Genomic DNA, 19,964 nt, shown 5'->3' on the forward strand with positions numbered 1-19,964 from the left:
AAGTGAATCCTGAATTAAACAAAGAACAGCTCGAAGTTATATTTTCAAGGTATGGTAAAAATTGTAAAATTGTTTCGTTACAAGAGGAAGCCTCAACTCGACGGTATTTTCGCATAACGTTAAACAATGGAAGCGAAGAAGTTGTTTGTGCTGACTCAATCGTAAACGAAGATTTTATCATAATCTCTGAGTTTCTGAATGCCAATCAAATTCATGTTCCCAGAGTTTTGAATGTAAATAGAGAATTTGGACTCACGTTTATGAGTTTTGAAGGATTGGATGATTTTAGCTCTTACAATCTAAATAACTATAAACAGAAATTTCCTATCCTTATTGATTTAATTTTAAAATTACAGTCACTTGATCCACCTCCCTTAGTAAAAAATAGAAAGTTTGATACAGAAAAACTAAGCTTCGAAACCAACCTGACTTTGGAAAAATTTGAAGATTTTCGAAGATTATACCAAATTAAAACAAATATTTCCAATGAAGCTAGGGCATTTATCGAAGAAACCGTTGCTTATTTGAACAAATATCCTGTGAATGTTTTTACTCATCGTGATTTTCATTGTCGTAATTTACTGGTATCACCTAATTATGATTATTCTTTGATTGATTTTCAAGATGCAAGGATGGGAGTTCCGCAATATGATCTTGCCTCTATTTTATATGATGCGTATTATCCATTACCAAGGGACTTTCGTTCGTTAATGTTAAAATCATTTCGTGATCGAAACATAGACCAATCAAAAAAATTTAATGATACATTTTATCTCCAAGCTCTGCAGCGGTCTTTCAAGGCTTTAGGAACATACTTTCGAATGGTTTCTGACCACGGTAAAGAAAAGTTCAAACCTTCTATCATTTCATGTTTAAACCAATTGGAGGAGATCATCCAATTAGGAATGTTTGCAGATTCATTGTACATTTTTGTTCGAAGTTTACGGGATGAATTAAGTCGTCATATGGAATTTAAAAATTTATGAATGCCTTTGTTTTAGCGGCGGGATTTGGCAAAAGAATGGGAACTCTTACGGAAAATTGCCCCAAACCTCTGTTAAAGATTCAGAATATCACTCTCCTTGATTATAGTCTTTATCTACTCGATCAATGGAAAGTTTCTAAAGTTTGGATCAACACTCATTACTTAGGGGAACAGATAAAAAACCATATCGAAAAATTTATCAAATTTCCCATTGAATTATTAGAAGAAAAAAATGAAATCTTAGGAACTGCTGGAGGCATTCGTACTGGATTAACAGACGAACTTTTGAAAGAACCAATTTTTTTAATAAACCCAGATACCCTTTTTTTTCCAGATCCAAGTTTTAAACCAAAAACTAAATTATCCAATCATACAAAAATTCATTTATATTTATTGCCTGCACCTCCTAATCAAAGTTATACAAAAATTGATATTGGTGAAAAAGGGGAATTAACCTTTGGTAATGGAAATTATTATTATATAGGACTTGCATTACTTAATCCTCAATGTCTTTCTCATTTAGAGAAAAATAAATACTACGACCTTTCTGATATTTTTAAAGAATGTGCGGAGCGTAAAGAAATTACCGGAGAAGTTTTCTCCGGTCGAGTTCTCGATTTGGGTACAAAAGAACTTTGGGAAACCTATTTCAAAACTGATATTTTTGGAGAAGAAATTTCGAAAATTCAAGTTTTCCTTAAATCTTCATATATGACTTAAGATTTCCTGTTTACGTTTTTCATATCCCTTTTTGCCAAGCAAAGCAAACATATTGTTTTTATAGTCTTCTACACCTGGTTGATCAAATGGATTTACACCTAACATATAACCGGAGATCCCACATGCAAATTCAAAGAAATACAATAGTTCTCCAATGACTTCTTCGGTTAACCCAGGTAAAATTATTTCTAAACAAGGTACACCCCCATCTTTATGCGCAACGAGAGTACCAAGCATCGCACTCTGATTCACTTCAGAAAGTTTTTTGCCAGCCAAATAATTGAGGCCATCTCGATCGTCTTCCTTTTCAGTAAGATAAACATCTTGTTTTGGAGATTCCACTTTAATAGTGGTTTCCATCAATTGGCGCTCACCATCTTGGATGTACTGTCCCATCGAATGAAGGTCTGTTGTAAACTGAACTGATGCTGGAAAAATTCCCTTTCCACTCTTCCCTTCACTTTCACCAAACAGTTGTTTCCACCACTCAGATACAAATGACAAAGCTGGTGTATAACTCACAAAGATTTCAATTTTTTTACCATTGGCATATAAGGAATTTCGAATCGCTGCATACAATGCCGCAATGTTTCCTTCAAAGGCTGATTTAGCCTTTAGCTCTGCTTCCATTTGTTTGGCACCATCGATCAGTTTATTGATACTGAAGCCGGCAGCCGCAATAGGCAGCAACCCAACAGGAGTAAACACAGAGTAACGTCCACCCACATCGTCTGGAATGACGAAGGTAGGAAATCCATATTCATCCGCGAGTTGTTTTAGAGCTCCTTTATGTTTGTCAGTTGTTGCAAAAACACGGTTTTTAACATTTTCTCTTCCATATTTACGTTCTAATAGAGAGAGTAACAAACGAAAGGCGATCGCTGGTTCTGTAGTTGTTCCAGATTTAGAAATAACATTCACTGAAAATTCTTTGTTTTCTAAAAAGGCCAATAATCGTGAGTGATAGTCCGCATCCAAGTGGTGACCCGCATATATAATTTTTACGGATTTTTTATGTAGTTCATTTGCACTAAATTCAGGAGTTAAGGCCTCAATGACAGCACGAGCCCCGAGATAACTTCCACCAATTCCGACAACAACCAAATATTGCGAATGAGATTGAATGGTTTCTGCTGCTTTTCGAATCATTTGAAGGTCATCCGAAGTCGTTTCTCTTGGAAGATCCACCCATCCTAAAAATTCATTTCCAAGTCCCGTTTTTTCGAGAAGAGTTTGTCTCGCTTTCTCAGCCTTTTCCAATTCTTTCTGGATAACTGTTTCAGCGATAAAAGATTTAACAAAACGGTCCGAAATTTTTAAGTTCGACATAACAACGATCCTTGAATAAAGTATGGCATCGAAAGGAAGATGAAGTGGATTCTTTTAGAAGTAAAGAAAATTTGAATCGATTTGAATCAATATTTGGAAAAACAAACCGTCCCCCTCGTTTGTTCCAAGCACCTGCTAGAATCAATATAATTGGGGAACATGTTGATTATTTAGGTGGAATCGTACTTCCCGCAGCCATAGATTTTGCCGTCCAAGTTTATCTTCGTCCCAATGACACATCTTCATATCATTTATACTCTGTTACCTATAATGAAACGGTAGAATTAAAAAAACCACTCGGACCAAATCCAAAATCACCCTGGGCCGATTATATCTCTGGTGTCATATCTGAAATAGAAAAGTTGGGCCATACCATCCCAGGGTTTGATCTATTAGTGGATGGAAATATTCCGCAAGGTTCAGGGCTTTCTTCTTCAGCCGCTTTTGAAGTGGTCACAGGTTATTCGATCAATGAAACTTTTGGGTTACACCTTTCACGAGAAGAGATTGCTCTTATTGGACAACGAGCTGAGAATCATTTTGTCGGAACCAAATGTGGGATCATGGATCAATTCATAATCGCTGTGGGAAAACAAGATGATTGTATCTCGTTAAATACCGAAACTCTAAAATACACTTACCACCATTTTGATTTGGGTGATTATGAATTCTACCTTATCAATTCGAACGTAAAACATAGTCTGAAGGACAGTGCTTACAACCAAAGACGATCAGAATGTGAATCGGCTTTGGTAAAAATTAAAGCAAAGTATCCAAATTTTACACAATTGTACGACGTAAATCTTTCTGAATCGGAATTAGAAAACTGTCACCTAACAAAAGAAGAATTTAAAAGAACAAAACATGTTACTTCAGAAAGGGAAAGAACAAAAGTGGTCATTGATGGTTTAGAATCTGGTAATTTTAAAGAAGTTGGATCTTCACTGTTTCAAACACATTGGTCTTTATCTAAAGAATTTGAAGTCTCTTGTCCAGAAACTGATTTCATTGTTGATTCTTTGCAGAGTATGGGCGTCACTGGAGCAAGAATGATTGGTGGTGGTTTCGGTGGATGCGTACTCGTACTAGATACCAAAGATCATTTTTATAAAATAGAAGACGTTTTGAAAAAAAGTTATCAACAAAAGTTTAATATTGCGTTAGACTTTTATAAGTTTCAAATTTCAGACGGGGTTAAGGAAATTTCATTATGATTGAAAACTGGAGTGATTACACAGTTGAAAGTGGAGACTTCAAAATGGAAGTTCTCCATCAGAGATTTGTCCCCCTCCCTGAATCCTCAGTTTATTTTGAATTGTCTGGAGAAATTAATCTATACAATTCACAAATCATGAAAGAAAATTTGGAAATTCTAATCTCCAAAGGAATCAATTTTATTTTTTTAAACTTTGAACAAGTCAGTTATATTGATAGTTCTGGACTCGGTGTTTGTTTAGGAATTCATTCCAAACTTATGAAACAAAAAGGCTTTATAAGAATCATATCCCCTTCAGAAAAAGTAAGATATGTGTTAGAACTAACAAAACTTAGGAGCTTGCTCCAAATTTTTCCGACTTTGGAACAAGCTGTGAAAACCGACTAAAAGTAGGTTGGGAAAAGATATTTTAATTTGTTAATTTGTTCCTGATTTCTTTTTTCCGGAGCAGTCACCAACGAAAACTTTGTACTTCCTACAAGACTTGTATCATCCGATTTTCCTAGAAAATCAATGAGAGCCGATAGTAACTTCTTAGCTGTATCTGCATTGGCACTTAAGTTCGCAAGAACCATTTCCAATGTGACATGGGCTTCATCTTCCTTCCAACAATCGTAATCCGTTGACATACAAACCATTTGGTAAAGAATCTCTGCTTCTCTTGCTAGTTTTGCTTCTGGAAGGACAGTCATGTTGATGATATCTGCTCCCCAAGATCTATACATATGAGATTCGGCTCTTGTTGAAAACAATGGACCTTCCATACAAATGAGTGTTTTGTTGGAATGAATGGGAAGGTTGATGAGTTTTGCTGCTTCTTCTACTTTTTTACCGAGGCCTGGTGAAAATGGATCTGCAAAGGGAGCATGTGCCACCATACCATTTTCAAAAAAAGTTGCTGCGCGCGCTTTTGTGCGGTCAATGATTTGTGAAGGAATCACAAAATCTCTTGGAGCAATTTCTTGGCGTAAACTTCCGACAGAACTGAATGCAATGATTTCTTCTACGCCTAACTGTTTTAATGCGGCAATATTGGCTCGGGCCGGAACTTCACTTGGATTTAAAAAATGTCCTTTTCCATGTCTTGGCAAAAACGCAATTTCTTTACCTTTAAAACGACCAATGGTGATCGTGTCCGATGGTTTGCCCCAGGGAGTTTCTGGATGGATTTCTTTGATAATTTCCATTCCATCAATTGAATATAGGCCCGTTCCACCAATGACCCCGATTTTCACTACATTTGCCATATGAATCCTCTTAAAGTGCAGTTTTCCCCCAACGATTTTGGTTGCATTCGTTTTTTACATTCGAAGACTGTAGAATGCTCATGGGAGAATTCATGAAATCCAAAATATTGTCCTTAACCACTCTCACACTCCTGATCTTTACAGCGGGAATTACCTCTGATTCTGCTTTTGACATGTCCACACAGTCGGACCGCAAATCAGTCAGTGTTACCATTTACAATGGAGGCATAGGTCTTGTAAGGGAAACTCGTCAATTGAATTTATCAAAAGGAATTCGAACTTTACGTTTCGAAGATGTTCCTTCTCAAATCATCCCACAAACAGTAAGAGTGAAGGGAGAAGATCCTAAAAAACTCACAGTCTTTGAACAGAACTACGAATACGATTTAATTTCACCAGAACGGTTGATGGACAAATACATTGGAAAAGAAGTCACCCTTTACAATGAAACCAAAGAGAAAACCACATCCGTCAAAGCGACCCTGATTTCAAACAATGGAAACCCAGTGTATAAAATTGGAGATGAAATTTCTCTTGGATACAACGGAAGAGTGACTGTTCCTACCATTCCTGAAAATCTTTTTGCAAAACCTACACTCGTTTGGAAATTGAAAAACGATTTAGAAAAGGAACAAACCTTAGAAGTTTCTTACCAAACGAATGGACTTGGTTGGTCGGCCGATTATATCCTTGTTTTGGATAAAGAGGAAAATCTCTGCGGTCTGAACTCTTGGGTGACTTTAAATAACAACTCAGGCGCTGAATTTAAGAACGCAACTTTACAACTCGTAGCAGGAAAGGTGAATTTAATCTCCAACCAAACGAATACCTATGCAATGCAACCTCGCTCCGTCAAAAAAACAATGATGAAAGAGTATGATGAGTCTGTTGCAGCACCGGAATTCAACCAAGAGAATTTGTCTGAATATTATTTATATACTTTAGACCAACCAACAAACATTGGTTACAACCAAACTAAACAGGTCCAATTGTTTCAATCAGAAGGAATCGAAATCAAAAAGTATTTTGTTTTTGAAAACCTACCCATGTATGAGGGAAATGAAAAAAATTTCAATAACGCAACCATCAAATACATCTTCAAAAATGCGAAGAAAAACAATTTAGGTCGCCCTCTCCCACAAGGGACCATTCGTGTTTTCAAAGCAGATTCCAAAGGACGCCAACAACTTCTAGGTGAAGATACAATCGATCACACTCCTGAAAACGAAGAAGTGAAAATTCGAACAGGCCAAGCCTTTGATGTAGTGGCAAATGGGAAACGACTCTCAAGCGAAGTGTTCAAACTTTCTCGTGGAGATAAATCAACCTACTCCGCAGAAATCCGAAATAGAAAAAAAGAAGAAATCGAAGTTCGGTTTTATGCAAGCCTATGGGGTGATTGGACGATCACAAAATCTTCCCATAAATTTACAAAAGAATCCTCAACAAGAGCTTATACAGACGTTCCTTTAAAACCAAATGAAACTGTGAATGTAGAATATACTGTAGAGACTAAGTACCACTAATGGAAAATAAATATGACGTAATCATTATTGGTTCTGGTATTGGTGGCCTCACAGCCGCCTCTATCCTTTCTCAAGTTGCCAAAAAGAAAGTACTAGTTCTGGAACGTCATTTTAAGTTAGGCGGTTTCACTCATACCTTCAAACGACTTGGAAAGTTTGAGTGGGATGTGGGAATTCATTATATTGGGGACTTAGCCGAAGGTTCAATGTTACGAACTCTTTTTGATTCCATCACCAGAAAAGGTGTGAAATGGAACAAAATGCAAGAGCCATTCGAAGTTTTCGATTATCCCGGTTTTAGTTTTCCTGTGTATGGAAAAAAAGAAAAATTTGTATCAGACTTAAAACTTAAGTTTCCTTTAGAATCCGAAGCCATTGACAGATACTTTCGGGATGTCGAAACCTTTACCCAATGGTTTGGAAGGCATTTTACTCTCAAAGCCTTACCATCCGTATTCGAAAAGGCTGCCAAGTTTTTAAACTTAAACCATATCCCCACTCCTTATATCACCACCAAAGAATATATGGATACCCATATTCAGGATGAAAACTTAAGGGCACTTCTTTGTTCGCAGTGGGGTGATTATGGTCTTCCTCCAGCTACATCCTCCTTTGCCATCCATTCCATGATTGTGGCGCATTACTTTAACGGTGGTTATTTTCCCATTGGTGGTTCATCCAAAATTGTCGAATCCATTGAACCCATTGTGGAAGAAAACGGTGGGAGCTTAAAAATCCTTCATACAGTCAAAGAAATCCTTCTCGAAGGAGATAAAGCAGTCGGTGTGAAAGTTGAAGTCCAAAAAGGAAAAACTTTTTCTGAACAGGAATATTTTGCAGATGTGATTGTTTCGGATGCAGGTGCATATACCACCTACAACAAACTATTACCAAAAGAATATTCCTCTTCCTTCCAAAAACCTTTGGAAACTCTTAGCACCCAAGGAACGACATCCATCACATTGTATATTGGGTTTAAAGAATCTCCTACAAAACTCGGATTCCACGGCGAAAACCATTGGATCTTCCCTGACACAAACCATGACGCTAGTTATGCGAAACGAAATGATTTGGCGGAGGGAAAACCTCCAATGATGTATCTTTCCTTTCCTTCTTTAAAAAATCCGGAAGCAGAAGGCCACACCGCAGAAGCAATTAGTTTTGCCGACTACTCCCTATTTGCCAAATGGAAGGACGAACCATGGAAAAAACGGGGAGAAGAATACAGCCAACTCAAAGAAACCATCACCGAAGGGATGTTAGAATTTTTAGAAAAACGATTTCCTGGATTCCGCGATTTAATCGAATTCACAGAACTCTCCACACCCATCACAACCGAATTTTTTACGGGACACAAAGAAGGCTCCATTTACGGACTTTCCTGTACACCGGAACGCTTTAAACAAGAATGGTTAGGTGTGAGGACAACGATCAAAAATCTTTACCTAACGGGAGCTGATGCCTGCTCTCCTGGTGTGGCTGGTGCCTTGATGGGCGGTGTAGCAGCTTCTTCTGTGGTTTTGGGGCTGACAGGGACTCTTCGGCTGATGAAAGAACTTTTCCAAAAGAGCCAAGAAACCAGTTGACAATTGGTTTAAGATTTGATAGTTTGATATTAAATTAATGGGAACAAAATTCAAAGGATCTAAAAAAGAAGTACAGGCACTCGATGCGTTTATTAAATTAAAACGCGCTGCCGAATCTCTGTCTTCCCGACTCATTTCTGAGTTTACTAAGTGGAGCATCTCAGAAAGCCAATTCGGGGTTTTAGAGACTTTGTACCACTTGGGTCCACTCTGTCAAAAAGACTTGGGTGACAAAATCCTCAAAAGTACGGGAAACATCACCCTTGTGATTGATAACCTGGAAAAAAGAAATCTTGTAGAACGTGTTCGCGGTGTGGAAGACCGAAGGTTTATTTCTGTCCACCTAACAGCTGAAGGAAAAAAACTCATCGAACAAATTTTTCCTGACCATGTGAAACGAATTACTTCTGAATTTGCAGTATTGTCTCCAGAGGAACAAGAGTTACTCGGTAAAATCTGCAAAAAACTCGGTAAAAAAACCGAAGCCATCTGTAAGTAATTTAATCTCGGTAATCCATTACCAATCGAAATCCTGCTCGCCTATCTTCGGATAGGTTAGGAATCCCACCGTAGGACCTAGCACTGGCCGTTGCATTTTTTGCTGAGTCTGCATAGGAACCGCCACGAACCACTTTGTAAATTTTCCCAAAAGAAAAGTTTTTGATATGATGTCCTGGATACAACTGGTAGTCACTGGATGTCCATTCCGGTGCATTGCCACACATTCCGATTGCTCCATAGGGACTTGCTCCTTCTGTAGATAATTCTAATACAGACTGAGCTTTCCCTATTTTTGATTCTCTAGTATTGCAGTACAAAGAATCGTATTCATCTCCAAACGGATATTTGGTGGCAATGATTTGGTAACCTACGGTTTCATCTCTGTTGGTAAATTCAATCACCCCTGGACCACGAGCCGCTTTTTCCCATTCCCATTCAGTGGGAATCCGTTTTCCAACCCAACTGGCATATCGTTCGACTTCTCTATACGTAAGATGAATTACCGGATAATCTCCTTCCCCTTCGGGATATTTTCCCCCAATCCAATGAGGTGGACTTGGAGAATTTGTTTGTTTTAAAAAGTAAGCGTATTCTGCGTTGGTGACTTCATACTTATCAATATAAAAGGATGGGATTTCTTTTAGGTTGGAGGGTTTTGGTTCTAAAAAATAAGGATTAAAACTATCTGAGGAAGGATCTGTCCCTTGCCCGTATAAAAATAAACCTCTTGAAACTAAAACCATCTCCTTTCTATCTTTGGGATGAAAAACAGTTTTCCTAGGAGGAGTAAATCTTCCTTTAAAGAAAGCATCTGGCTCCGTAAAAAAATCTTCTTCGATATAACTGGAGATATAGGCATCTGTTGTGATCTCTTTCATTTTTGAGCTTAGATCCGGTTTGTAATCACCCACTAACACCACTTCAATGAATTGATTTTTTTTGTTGATATGTTTTTCTTCCCAAACAGTGTCTCGAACCACAAGAACCCCTTGTTTTAGGTCTGTCAGTTTTTGATACACAGGAAATTCTTTTGTTTCAGCAAATAATGATTTTATTTCTGCGAGTGAAAGTTTGGAAATCCGTTGATTACGATAAATCCGAACTTTAATCCATAATCTATTTTTATAAACGCCAACAACTTCACCTTTCCAAAGTTGAACTTTCTTTTTAGTAGTGGCAAAGGGTGATTCTTCCGAAGTTTCCTCTTGCGAAACAAGGGGTGAAATTACAATTCCCCAAACGAATAGAATCATTAGTAGTTTTTTCATACTGTCTTTTATCATCATCGGCGTATTTTGCCGAAACCTTTTGATTGAAATTTCCTGTGCATGTATACAATCTGTGGGAAAGGGAAATACCACATTGATCGAGTTTCAATACAAACGAGAGAAGGAAAATATCCTTATTTCCCTCAAAACCGATTCTACCCAAATCGGTACCTTCCACCGAATCGCTACCATCATTTATGCACTCAAAATGGACATACTTTCAGGGGAACTGAGCACAGTCATAGAACAAGGTCACGAGTTTACAATCGATTCGTTCATTTTACAAGCAGATGGCGGAGACACCACCCAAGCCGCATTCAAACTGGGAATGATGATGGATTCCTTATTTTCTAAAAATACCAAGTTTGAAGAAATTTTGGAAAAATTACAAATCCAAGAACCAGCAGTAGCCACATTCTTTCGCGAAACCCCAGAGTTTATTTTTAGCGATTTACCAGAAAGGAACGAAACTTGTTTGTATTTGGAAAGTAGTGCCGGTCGAGGTTTGTTGTATTATGTATCTCGCATTTTAATGCAAAACCAAATCAACATTCGTAGTGCTACTATTGAAACGGACTTTGAAACAGGCCGGGCCAAAGATAGTTTTTATTTAACAGATGCATCGGGGAAGATGTTTGCTTCTTCTGACCTTGCTGACAAAATCAGAAGAGAAATTCTAGCCCCGATCCAATCGAACTCTCGTTAGAGATTAGTTTTTACAAAGAACTTTTAAAGAAGTAGCTTTGTCCACTTTGGGTGCCTTTCCGTTAGAAAAACGGTAAGCCAAACCAGATTTTTTATCCACTTCTGTTTTCGTCCAATATTTCTCTTCGCTAGATTTGATCTCTTTTGGAGCAGTTGCCGCAAATTTTACGAGATCGTCTTTGGAAGGAACGACTCCACCTACTGATTTACAATAAGCAGCTGCTTCTGACCATTTTTTAGAAGCTACTTTGTCCACTAGGAACACAGCAGTAGATTCTTCTGCAGGTGCAGGAGCCTCTTCTACTTTTTTCTCAGGTTCTGCTGCTACTGGTTTGGTTTGTGCATCTGCTGGAACAGAAGCTGTAGCCACTGGTGCCGGTGCCTTTGTTTTAAAGTATTTCACATATCCTAAGTACCCGATGGCAAGTACTCCGGCCAAAACCAAAAATAGATATACTCCGTTTCCTGATTCTTTCGTTTGAGAAGATCCCTCAGAATGAGAAACTGGGGATTGAAGAGAAACTTGCGCGGACTCATCGTTTCCGAATAGAGATGCACTCTCGTTTCTTGTAGATTGTTTCTTAACCGTATTTGTTTTCTTAGCCGCTTGTTTAACAGCCTTCTTCTTAGCGGCAGATGATGATTTTTTCGTTGCCATAATGATAATCCTTATTGCCGAGACAATTCTAATTATAGTTATCACATGAAATCAGAAAAAGCTGAAGAACTTCTTCTCAAATTTGTTTTTTTTTAAAATTTTTTTAAGTGTGTTTCCTTTTCTACTCCGAAATCGTGATCCTAAATGAAAGAAGTTCGTATTGGTCTATTGGGTGCCGGAGTTGTCGGCACAAGCTTACTCCAACTCTTGGATAAAAACCGAGAAAAAATCCAACGTCATTATGGAATCAACTTACAACTAACGACCATTGCCACTCGCAGTCCGGGAAAACTCCAAGGTAAAACGAACGTTCCAGTAACAGACAATGTATTATCTGTTACAAATCGTTCGGATATCGATATGATTGTTGAATTGATAGGCGGAACTGATACGGCTTACCAAGCGGTTCGATCCGCTTTGGAACATGGGAAAACTGTTATCACAGCCAATAAGGCCTTGTTATCCGAAAAAGGGCGGGAATTGTATCCGATCGCTGCAAAAACCGGTGCTGAGCTTGGTTATGAGGCAGCAGTGGCGGGTTCCATTCCCATCATCCGCACTTTACGAGATGGACTCTCTTCCTGTGAATTTGAAGTTATTTGCGGAATTCTGAACGGAACCACAAATTTTATTTTAACCAAAATGGAACAAGAGGCTTGGGATTATGTGACGGCACTGAAAAAAGCACAAGAACTGGGATTTGCCGAAGCAGACCCAACCTTCGACGTAGAAGGGATCGATGCTGGTCATAAAATTAGTTTGCTTGCAAGTCTTGCCTTCCGTGAGTACGTTTCGTTCGCTTCCCTTTCCGTAAAAGGAATTTCCGATTTGCAATCATTGGACATACAGTCAGCACTTTCTCTTGGATATCGAATCAAACTTTTAGGAATCTCTAAACGAAGTTCGGCGGGAGTACTAACCAAAGTGCATCCTACGCTTGTTCCTCTGGACCATCCATTGGCAAATGTAATGAACGAATCCAATGCTGTTTTTTATAAAACCAAAGAAGCGGATTCGGGAATGATCACGGGAAAAGGTGCTGGTGGAATGCCAACAGCTAGTGCGGTGCTCTCTGACATCATCTATTATGCTTCGAGATTGGGAAGTAAGGACATCGCTAAAGAAAATAATCTTTTCCCAGAAGCCAAAGCCTTTCCAGAGCCAGACAATATGGTTCGTTATTACCTACGTTTTTCCACTGTGGACAAACCGGGAGTTCTTGCTGAAATTTCTCAAGTACTTGGTCGTCATAATATTTCCATTGCATCCGTCCAACAGAAGGAGTCCACTTCGGAACCAGTGTCTGTGATTGTTGTCACACACTCGGCGACAGAAGGGGAATTTCAGAAATCTCTGCAGGAAATTGATACTATGTCGAACATCATTAAACAGAAAACTGTTGCCATCCGGCTTTTGGAAAACCTGTAACTCGCATGGCGGATTTACAGTTTCCCTCCCTGGATCTCAAAACAGAATTCATCGAAATCAAAGGAGAGCGAGTGCTGGTTGTTTCCTTTGTGGGCCAGATCACCAATACCAACGCCTACGAAATCAATCGGAATATTTCCATGATCTTTCGCGACTCTGTTTACAATATCATTTTGGAACTAACCAAGTTGGATTATATCAATAGCATTGGAGTGGCAACACTCATTGGTATCATCAAAACTGTGGAGAGCAATCATGGTAAAATTATGATTGGGGGACTCAATCATTTTCTGGAAAACGTGATTCGATTAATGGATTTGCCACGTCAGGTTCAGATTTTTAACACCAAACAAGAAGCCATTACGAATTGGTAATAGATATCAAGTTAGGGTTCTGATCTTTTTTTTTCCAAAGTTCGTCTTCAATTAAATCCAAAAGATGAGACAAACCTTCGCGGGTCACAGCAGAAACAAGGAGTGCCTCATTCTTTTCAAAGGAAAGACGAGTTTCCTCATCCAACCCATCCGCTTTGTTAAAAACCACCATTCGGGGAATTTCGTTCAATTGCAGTGAGTTGAGGATCGTATCTACCGCCTCCATTTGTTCCGCATAATTTGCGTTTGTGGAGTCGACTACATGGAGTAATAAATCCGCATCCCCTAATTCTTCCAATGTGGCCTTAAAGGCCTGGGAAAGGTCTGGCGGAAGGTCGTGGATAAAACCTACAGTATCAGAAATGATGATTTCTCTTTCTTCGGGAAAACGAATCCTACGAGTTGTAGGATCTAAAGTTGCAAATAATTTGTCTTCGGCAATGACAGTAGAATTCGTGAGGGCATTGAGAAGGGTTGATTTTCCTGCATTCGTATAACCAACAATTCCCACAATGGGAATTTCATTTCGGGAACGAGCCTTGCGGTTTAATTCCCTACGACGTTTGAGGTCTTTTAGTTCATTTTCCAAACGAGTGATTTTTTCTTCCACACGTCTGTTACCAATTTCCAACTTAGTTTCCCCAGGCCCTCTTCCTCCAATACCACCTGTTAGGCGACTCATATTGTCATCCAATTCGGAAAGTCGGTTTTTTAAGTATTTGAGTTGGGCCAGTTCCACCTGGAGTTTTCCATCTCGTGATTTTGCATTTTTGGAAAAGATATCCAAAATGAGTTGGGTGCGATCGATGATTTTTAAATCACTGGCATCCGAGATTTTTTTGGCCTGCGAAGGTGTGAGTTCCAAATCAAAAATTAAATGTTCAATGTCTTTGTGAACTGAAGTTAGAATGATTTCTTGTAACTTACCTTTTCCTACAACAGTCCTGGGATCGGGATCTCTTTTTTGAACATAAGTATCCACAACATGAATTCCTGCTGTGCGACAAAGTTCTTTGAGTTCTGCCATGGAATGTTCTGGGGAACGTTTCATCTTCCTGACATCATACACACCCACAAGGAAGGCTCGGTTTTCTTTTTGTGATTCTTTGAGGTTGGATGTTTTTTTTGTGAATTCGGACTCGAGTGCTTCCACTTGCTCCGTGTATCCATACTTCAATTGGCCTGGGTATTGTTTGGGAGAAAGAATCCAAGGTTCCTTTGCGTCGGGATCTGGATTGATAAAGGCAGAAAAAAAGAATTTAGGAATTCCATCGGCACCCACGCAAGCAGCCGTGATGGAATCAAATCGGTTGAGGACAAGGTCCATCAAATCTTCTTGGTTTAACGGGTGTTCTTTGAGGTGTGTGTGAAAGAGTCGAAGGCCACGAAGCCTCGAATGAGCCACACGATACCGATCCAAATGGGGAATTTCAATCGAATGGTCGTTCCCAACAATCAAATGAGTGACATAACCTGTCCTCTCAATGAGAAGGCCTACCTGCCTACCAATTTCCACGGAAATCTCGCCCACGAGCCTTGCGAGCTCCATCGAAATGATAGAATCCTCCCGAAGTCGTCTTTCGGAGAGAGATTTTAACTTTTTTAACTGGTTTGGCTTGAGACCAGCTAGATTGCCGCTAATTTTACTTATAGTACGTATCCGATATTCAAAGTATGGAAGTAGGCTATCAGATGTTTCAAAAGGGTCAAGACATAATTTGGAAGAGCAGTTTATGGGTGGTCCTTGTTCTGTTGATCAGTTGTTCCACCTCAAAACCATACCAATTAACAGACGTTTCACCAAAGTATAAAGAATACCAAGGTTCGGATTTAGACCCGCATAAATCAAAATCTGTCACAATCCCTGTGACTAAAAACCGTAAGTATGATGAGTTTATCCAAGAAGCACATAAGGCCATTGCTTTACTTGAGTTTGGAGAAAATGTTGCTCTTCGTGCTGATAGCAAAAAAACAGTCGGCGAACCAGTAGATAAGGAAATGCAAGCGGCTGCCTATTTGGAAGAAGATTTGCCTGTCGTTATTGCCAAGCTGCCAGGACTCATCCAAACCAACCAAGATCTCATTGATAGCGTTCCCAATGATTTTGATGGCCCAGCCATTGGTCGTGTCAGTTATGAATTAGGTAATATTCTAGATTCATTAAAACAAAACAGTCCTAAAGCAATTGGTATCCAAAACGCGATTCGACATTTACGTTCTGATTCAGGGAACTACAACCAAGGCAAAGATATCGCTGAGAAAGATATAAAACCAGTAGTGGAAGATCCAGTCATTATAACGAATGAAGTGGAAACTCCCAAAAAAATTGAAAAAATAATTCCTAACAAAGTAGAGAATCCATCTAAAATTTCTATCAAACGACTCAATCGCAAAGCAAAAGTAACAGGAAAAGCTAAAGTTACCGATCAAATCAATGAGTCAGTAAAAAAGGAAGAAGAAGTTCTCTCCGAAGAAGAAAAAAAGGACAGAGAGTATACAGACCAAATTCGTAAAGGGTTGGTTCAGGTTTTCCAATGGGAATACTACCGAAAGCCAAAAAACTTAGAAAAGATTTTAACCACTCATCCTATCCCTCGTGTGCGCGCTGCTGCTGCACTGGCGCTTGGTAGATTAAAGGCAGGCCGAGTTAGTTTAGAAAATGCCATCGATAAAGACGGATACCAAGTAAGACCTGCTGCCTATAAAGCTTTGTCTGATATTGGAGATAAACGTTCCCTTTCTTATTTTATAGCCGGAACCAAAGCAGAAGATCCAGAAGTGATCGCTGTGAGTTACGAAGGTCTGGGAAAAACAAAAGATCCAGCAGGACGTGAGATGATCCTTACAACAGGACTCGCCTCAGAATATGTGGTGATTGTTTCGGGTGCCTTACGCGGTCTCGCCTATCACAAACTAGATGCTGATGTCGAAGTATTTAGTAAGTTTTTAAAATCGAATGACCAAGATATTAAAGAAGCATGTCTTGAAGCTCTTGCGATTCATGGAAGTAGAGAAAGTCTTAGAATTTTGGAAAAATTTGTTTCGGAAGAACCAAACATGGCATTACTTGCCATTGATGAAATTAGCAAAAATCCATCTTTATCTGCAACCTTTGCTCTCATTCGATTGAATGAGTCGCAGACTGATGAAAAAATAAATAAACGAATTGGTGAATCCTTACTTCGTCGTAAGGCATTTGGTAAGTATGCGATCATCCTCATTGAAGATGATTACCTCCGGGCAGAACCAAACGAACGTTCGAGACCTGTTTCTTATATCAAAAACAAAGAGATTGGTTTAATTCTTTCTGAAACTAAAAAGGAATTTGCCGTGCGGATCGGGGAAGACATTCTCACTGACAAATACATCCAGGTGAAAATGGAATCTACACTTCCGGGAGCACGCGATGCCTTTGTCACAGGTTGGGTATTTTATCCGAAACTAGATATCATTGAAGTGAAACAACTTGGCAGTGATGGAAATTCTGGAAAGTATTCCAATTTGAAAAAAGGAAAACACAACAATCTCTTCAACCCAATTGAAGAAATCAAAGTTCCTAGAAAGGATTAGATTTTCCTTTGGAAAGGGCGGTGGGAACCCATTCTACCGTCCCTTGTTTGAGAGGAACTTTCGGAATCATCCAATGAAGACCACAAAACCAAGGTAAAAATAGAGAAGAAAACGGCATCACACCCATTACATCAAATCCAGTCGAAGCAATCACAAGAACTCCCTTATAACCGGATTTGTATATTTGGCGCATCATCCAGAGACCTGATGTTTGGGTTTCCATAGTCACATCCGAAACAATCATATCATAGTTTGGATTTTTTGTAAAAAGGGCTAATCCTTCCTTTGCATCCACAGCACGATCCGAGGATATATTTTTAGAATCAAAATATGATTTTAGATTGTTCGCATAACGGTCATTATCATCTACTATTAAAACTTTTTTCATATCTGAATCTCCGCTTCTGCAAATTGGCTGTCATATAATTTTTTATAAATTCCGTTTTGGGCAAGTAAAGAATCATGATCACCTTTTTCCCTGATTTCGCCCTCTTCAATCACTACAATATTTTTCACCCGTCTTACTGTGGAAAGGCGATGTGCAATGATAAAAGTAGTTCTATTTTTAAAGAGCCGCTCCAAAGCTCGGCTAACCAACCTTTCGGATTCGGCGTCAAGGGCACTGGTAGCTTCATCTAAAATCAAAATTTCTGCGTTTCGTAACAAAGCTCTGGCAATGACAAGGCGTTGTCTTTGGCCACCACTCAGGTCAAGTCCACGTACTCCAATGACGGTATCATAGCCGTTTTCCATATTGGTAATAAAATCATGGGCATTGGCAAGACGTGCCGCACGAATCACTTCTTTTCTGGTCGCAGCACCAGTCCCATAAGCAATGTTATCTGCAATCGTTCCGTGAAAGAGAAAAATTTCCTGAGTGACAATTCCAATTTTTTTACGAAGAGATTTTAGGGAATAGTTTCGAATGTCCATTCCATCAATTAAAATTTTGCCAGCTGTTGGATCAAAAAAACGAGGAATCAAATCCATCATAGTTGATTTGCCAGAACCACTGGTTCCAACAAAGGCATAAGTTTCACCCAGTTTGATATCTAAGTTGATTCCTTTTAAAACTTCTTGGTTTGTTCCTGGATAAGAAAAATGAATGTCGTCAAACTGAATCCCCTTCTCTATTTTTTCGAGGACTGTCTCATCCCCATGTTCAACCACTTCCGAATCACGATCGATAATTTCAAAAATCCGTTTCCCTGCAGCATTGGCTTGGGTGATTTTTCCAACCATTTGTGAAAGTTGGGTAAGCGGACGAAGTAAAAATAACAAGGTAAGAAGGAAGGCCATAAACTCACCTTGGGTAAACTTACCTGAATAAATAAATTTGGCACCCATAGCAAAGTAACCTAGCACCACGATGGATGAAGTAAGTTCGACAAGACTTGGGGCCATTTGTAAGTAGAATTGGCCTTTGAAAGTCCTTCGATACACCTTGTAATTGATATTATCAAATTTTTTAAGGTCTTGTTTCTCTTGGCGAAACGTGCGGATGACCTTAATTCCTGAAATGAATTCTTGGATATGGCTATTGAGATCAGCAAGTTTTTCTTGGAACCTTGCTGTAGAGGAAGAAATTTTTCGTGTAAACAAAGTTACAGGCATTATCACTACGGGAATAGTAAGACATGCCAGGAGTAATAGTTCTGAATTTAAATAAATCAGAATCATTAAATGAGTTAAAACGTAAAAGAAGTTAATGACCGCATCACGAAGGTTACTCGAAATAACGGCTGCTACAATCTCTGCATCATTGATAACCCGACTCATAATCAGTCCGGTTTTTTCTTTATAAAAATAGGTAAGAGGCAACCTCTGGACTTTCTGGAATAATTCCTGGCGAATGTCTCGAACGGCCTTATATCCAGCCGTGGCGATACAATAAACAGAAAGAAGATAGGTTCCCAGTTTTAAAAGATAAAGTGGGAATACAGCGATACAAACTGCCCAAACCACTTCCTTGGGTTCCATATCCTTTGTGAATTCGTTGATTTGAAGTTTTGCAGAGATTATCAGACGTTTGATACGTTCCAAGCCATCCAAACTATCAACACCCAAAAGAACTTCTTGGACAAGGATCGTTTTTTCAGGAAGAGTTAAATCTAGGTGGAAACGATTGTTTTTATCACCACCTAACGAATCGAATAGGGGAATGAGTGCTGTAAGAGAAATTCCATTTAAAACGGCCGTCAAAAGTGCAAACACGAGTCCCAAAACAAATCGTTCCCGGTAGTGCACAGAATAGGACAATAGTCTTAAAAAATATTTCATTGGATAACTTCCTCATAGAAGTTGCGGAGTAAGGTTTGCCCATTTTCCGTGAGGATGGATTCCGGATGAAACTGAACCCCAAAGACCTTTTTCCATTTTCTGTGACGAATTCCCATTATGACTCCATCTTTGGTTTCCGCTGTCACTTCCAATTCGTTTGGTAAAGAAACTTTCGAGACAGCCCAAGAGTGGTACCTGTTAGCTAAAAATCCATTGGGAAGGTTTTTAAAGACACCTTCTCCATTATGTAGGATTTCCGAGGGCCGACCATGGAACACTTCAGGAGTTTGTTCCAATTTGGCTCCGAACATTTCTCCAATCGCTTGGTGGCCGAGACAAATTCCGAGAACCGGCATTTCTTTATAAATGGAATTTAAATGAGACATGAGTTTTCCTGAAGTTTTGGGAAGACCTGGACCCGGTGACAATACAACAGCTTTGTATTTGTTTTGTAGATCCAAAGGTAGGTCTTCATCATGCCGAATGACAGTTGTTGGTATGATTTGGTTCAGGTATTGGTACAGAATATAAGTGAATGAATCGTAGTTGTCGATGAGAAGGAACATACTGG

General features: G+C 39.1%; 19 protein-coding genes. 11 read left to right on the top strand and 8 right to left on the bottom strand.

Translation table 11 applies throughout. The features are described 5' to 3' along the window. Positions 1-2: 2 nt before the first annotated feature. A complete protein-coding gene (locus EHR07_RS11060; RefSeq protein ID WP_135745136.1) occupies positions 3-986 on the top strand; it encodes an aminoglycoside phosphotransferase family protein in 984 nt (327 codons plus the stop codon). After that, positions 983-1,705, top strand: a complete 723-nt coding sequence (locus tag EHR07_RS11065; protein ID WP_135745137.1) for an NTP transferase domain-containing protein — start codon at positions 983-985, stop codon at positions 1,703-1,705. The genes EHR07_RS11060 and EHR07_RS11065 overlap by 4 nt, the downstream gene beginning before the upstream one ends. Here EHR07_RS11065 and EHR07_RS11070 read toward each other — a convergent pair. Continuing rightward, the gene (locus EHR07_RS11070; RefSeq protein WP_135745138.1) at positions 1,691-3,034 is read right to left on the bottom strand and encodes a glucose-6-phosphate isomerase; all 1,344 of its coding nucleotides are present in this window, start codon (positions 3,032-3,034) and stop codon (positions 1,691-1,693) included. The two genes, EHR07_RS11065 and EHR07_RS11070, sit on opposite strands and share 15 nt — an antisense overlap. 44 nt (positions 3,035-3,078) lie before the next feature. Here EHR07_RS11070 and galK point away from each other — a divergent pair, with 44 nt between their 5' ends. Next, entirely contained in the window at positions 3,079-4,248 is a 1,170-nt protein-coding gene (galK, locus tag EHR07_RS11075) for a galactokinase (protein ID WP_135745139.1), read from the top strand. Further along, positions 4,245-4,637, top strand: coding sequence for an STAS domain-containing protein (locus EHR07_RS11080; protein WP_135745140.1), 393 nt, complete (start codon positions 4,245-4,247; stop codon positions 4,635-4,637). The genes galK and EHR07_RS11080 overlap by 4 nt, the downstream gene beginning before the upstream one ends. Here the strand turns inward: EHR07_RS11080 and mtnP are convergent. Then, entirely contained in the window at positions 4,634-5,497 is an 864-nt protein-coding gene (gene mtnP, locus EHR07_RS11085) for an S-methyl-5'-thioadenosine phosphorylase (RefSeq protein WP_135745141.1), read from the bottom strand. The genes EHR07_RS11080 and mtnP overlap by 4 nt on opposite strands. Positions 5,498-5,589: 92 nt before the next feature. Here mtnP and EHR07_RS11090 point away from each other — a divergent pair, with 92 nt between their 5' ends. Genes EHR07_RS11090 through EHR07_RS11100 form a run of 3 tightly spaced genes read left to right on the top strand, consistent with a single transcriptional unit; the run spans position 5,590 to position 9,108 of the window. Further along, complete coding sequence (locus EHR07_RS11090; RefSeq protein WP_135745142.1) at positions 5,590-7,023, top strand: DUF4139 domain-containing protein; 1,434 nt, start codon at positions 5,590-5,592, stop codon at positions 7,021-7,023. Beyond that, positions 7,023-8,609 (top strand): phytoene desaturase family protein, encoded by a 1,587-nt coding sequence (locus EHR07_RS11095; RefSeq protein ID WP_135745143.1) that lies wholly within the window; start codon positions 7,023-7,025, stop codon positions 8,607-8,609. The genes EHR07_RS11090 and EHR07_RS11095 overlap by 1 nt, the downstream gene beginning before the upstream one ends. A gap of 37 nt (positions 8,610-8,646) precedes the next feature. Then, positions 8,647-9,108 carry a MarR family winged helix-turn-helix transcriptional regulator gene (locus tag EHR07_RS11100; RefSeq protein WP_135745144.1) on the top strand — a complete coding sequence of 154 codons (462 nt, stop codon included), beginning with the start codon at positions 8,647-8,649 and terminating at the stop codon, positions 9,106-9,108. Between the two features lies 1 nt (position 9,109). Here EHR07_RS11100 and EHR07_RS11105 read toward each other — a convergent pair whose 3' ends face one another. Continuing rightward, complete coding sequence (locus tag EHR07_RS11105; RefSeq protein WP_135745145.1) at positions 9,110-10,378, bottom strand: formylglycine-generating enzyme family protein; 1,269 nt, start codon at positions 10,376-10,378, stop codon at positions 9,110-9,112. Between the two features lie 94 nt (positions 10,379-10,472). Here EHR07_RS11105 and EHR07_RS11110 point away from each other — a divergent pair, with 94 nt between their 5' ends. Next, positions 10,473-11,084: a hypothetical protein gene (locus EHR07_RS11110; RefSeq protein ID WP_135745146.1), complete on the top strand. Its 612-nt coding sequence runs from the start codon at positions 10,473-10,475 to the stop codon at positions 11,082-11,084. A 3-nt stretch (positions 11,085-11,087) separates the two neighbouring features. Here the strand turns inward: EHR07_RS11110 and EHR07_RS11115 are convergent, their stop codons facing one another. Then, the gene (locus EHR07_RS11115; protein ID WP_135745147.1) at positions 11,088-11,741 is read right to left on the bottom strand and encodes a hypothetical protein; all 654 of its coding nucleotides are present in this window, start codon (positions 11,739-11,741) and stop codon (positions 11,088-11,090) included. A gap of 144 nt (positions 11,742-11,885) precedes the next feature. Between EHR07_RS11115 and EHR07_RS11120 the strand changes: the two genes are divergently transcribed. Then, positions 11,886-13,169 carry a homoserine dehydrogenase gene (locus EHR07_RS11120; protein ID WP_135745148.1) on the top strand — a complete coding sequence of 428 codons (1,284 nt, stop codon included), beginning with the start codon at positions 11,886-11,888 and terminating at the stop codon, positions 13,167-13,169. Positions 13,170-13,174: 5 nt separating this feature from the next. Beyond that, positions 13,175-13,543 (top strand): STAS domain-containing protein, encoded by a 369-nt coding sequence (locus tag EHR07_RS11125; protein ID WP_135745149.1) that lies wholly within the window; start codon positions 13,175-13,177, stop codon positions 13,541-13,543. Here EHR07_RS11125 and hflX read toward each other — a convergent pair. Next, the gene (gene hflX / locus EHR07_RS11130; protein ID WP_135745150.1) at positions 13,530-15,092 is read right to left on the bottom strand and encodes a GTPase HflX; all 1,563 of its coding nucleotides are present in this window, start codon (positions 15,090-15,092) and stop codon (positions 13,530-13,532) included. The two genes, EHR07_RS11125 and hflX, sit on opposite strands and share 14 nt — an antisense overlap. Positions 15,093-15,235: 143 nt before the next feature. Here hflX and EHR07_RS11135 point away from each other — a divergent pair, with 143 nt between their 5' ends. Continuing rightward, positions 15,236-17,113, top strand: coding sequence for a HEAT repeat domain-containing protein (locus EHR07_RS11135; RefSeq protein WP_208739763.1), 1,878 nt, complete (start codon positions 15,236-15,238; stop codon positions 17,111-17,113). Here EHR07_RS11135 and EHR07_RS11140 read toward each other — a convergent pair. Genes EHR07_RS11140 through EHR07_RS11150 form a run of 3 tightly spaced genes read right to left on the bottom strand, consistent with a single transcriptional unit; the run spans position 17,100 to position 19,959 of the window. Continuing rightward, a complete protein-coding gene (locus EHR07_RS11140; RefSeq protein ID WP_135745151.1) occupies positions 17,100-17,501 on the bottom strand; it encodes a response regulator in 402 nt (133 codons plus the stop codon). The two genes, EHR07_RS11135 and EHR07_RS11140, sit on opposite strands and share 14 nt — an antisense overlap. After that, positions 17,498-19,393 carry an ABC transporter ATP-binding protein gene (locus tag EHR07_RS11145; protein WP_135745152.1) on the bottom strand — a complete coding sequence of 632 codons (1,896 nt, stop codon included), beginning with the start codon at positions 19,391-19,393 and terminating at the stop codon, positions 17,498-17,500. The genes EHR07_RS11140 and EHR07_RS11145 overlap by 4 nt, the downstream gene beginning before the upstream one ends. Beyond that, on the bottom strand, positions 19,390-19,959 hold the full coding sequence (locus EHR07_RS11150) for an anthranilate synthase component II (RefSeq protein WP_135745153.1): 570 nt from the start codon (positions 19,957-19,959) through the stop codon (positions 19,390-19,392). The genes EHR07_RS11145 and EHR07_RS11150 overlap by 4 nt, the downstream gene beginning before the upstream one ends. Positions 19,960-19,964 lie beyond the last annotated feature (5 nt).

Source organism: Leptospira bandrabouensis, assembly GCF_004770905.1.
Classification (GTDB): domain Bacteria; phylum Spirochaetota; class Leptospiria; order Leptospirales; family Leptospiraceae; genus Leptospira_A; species Leptospira_A bandrabouensis.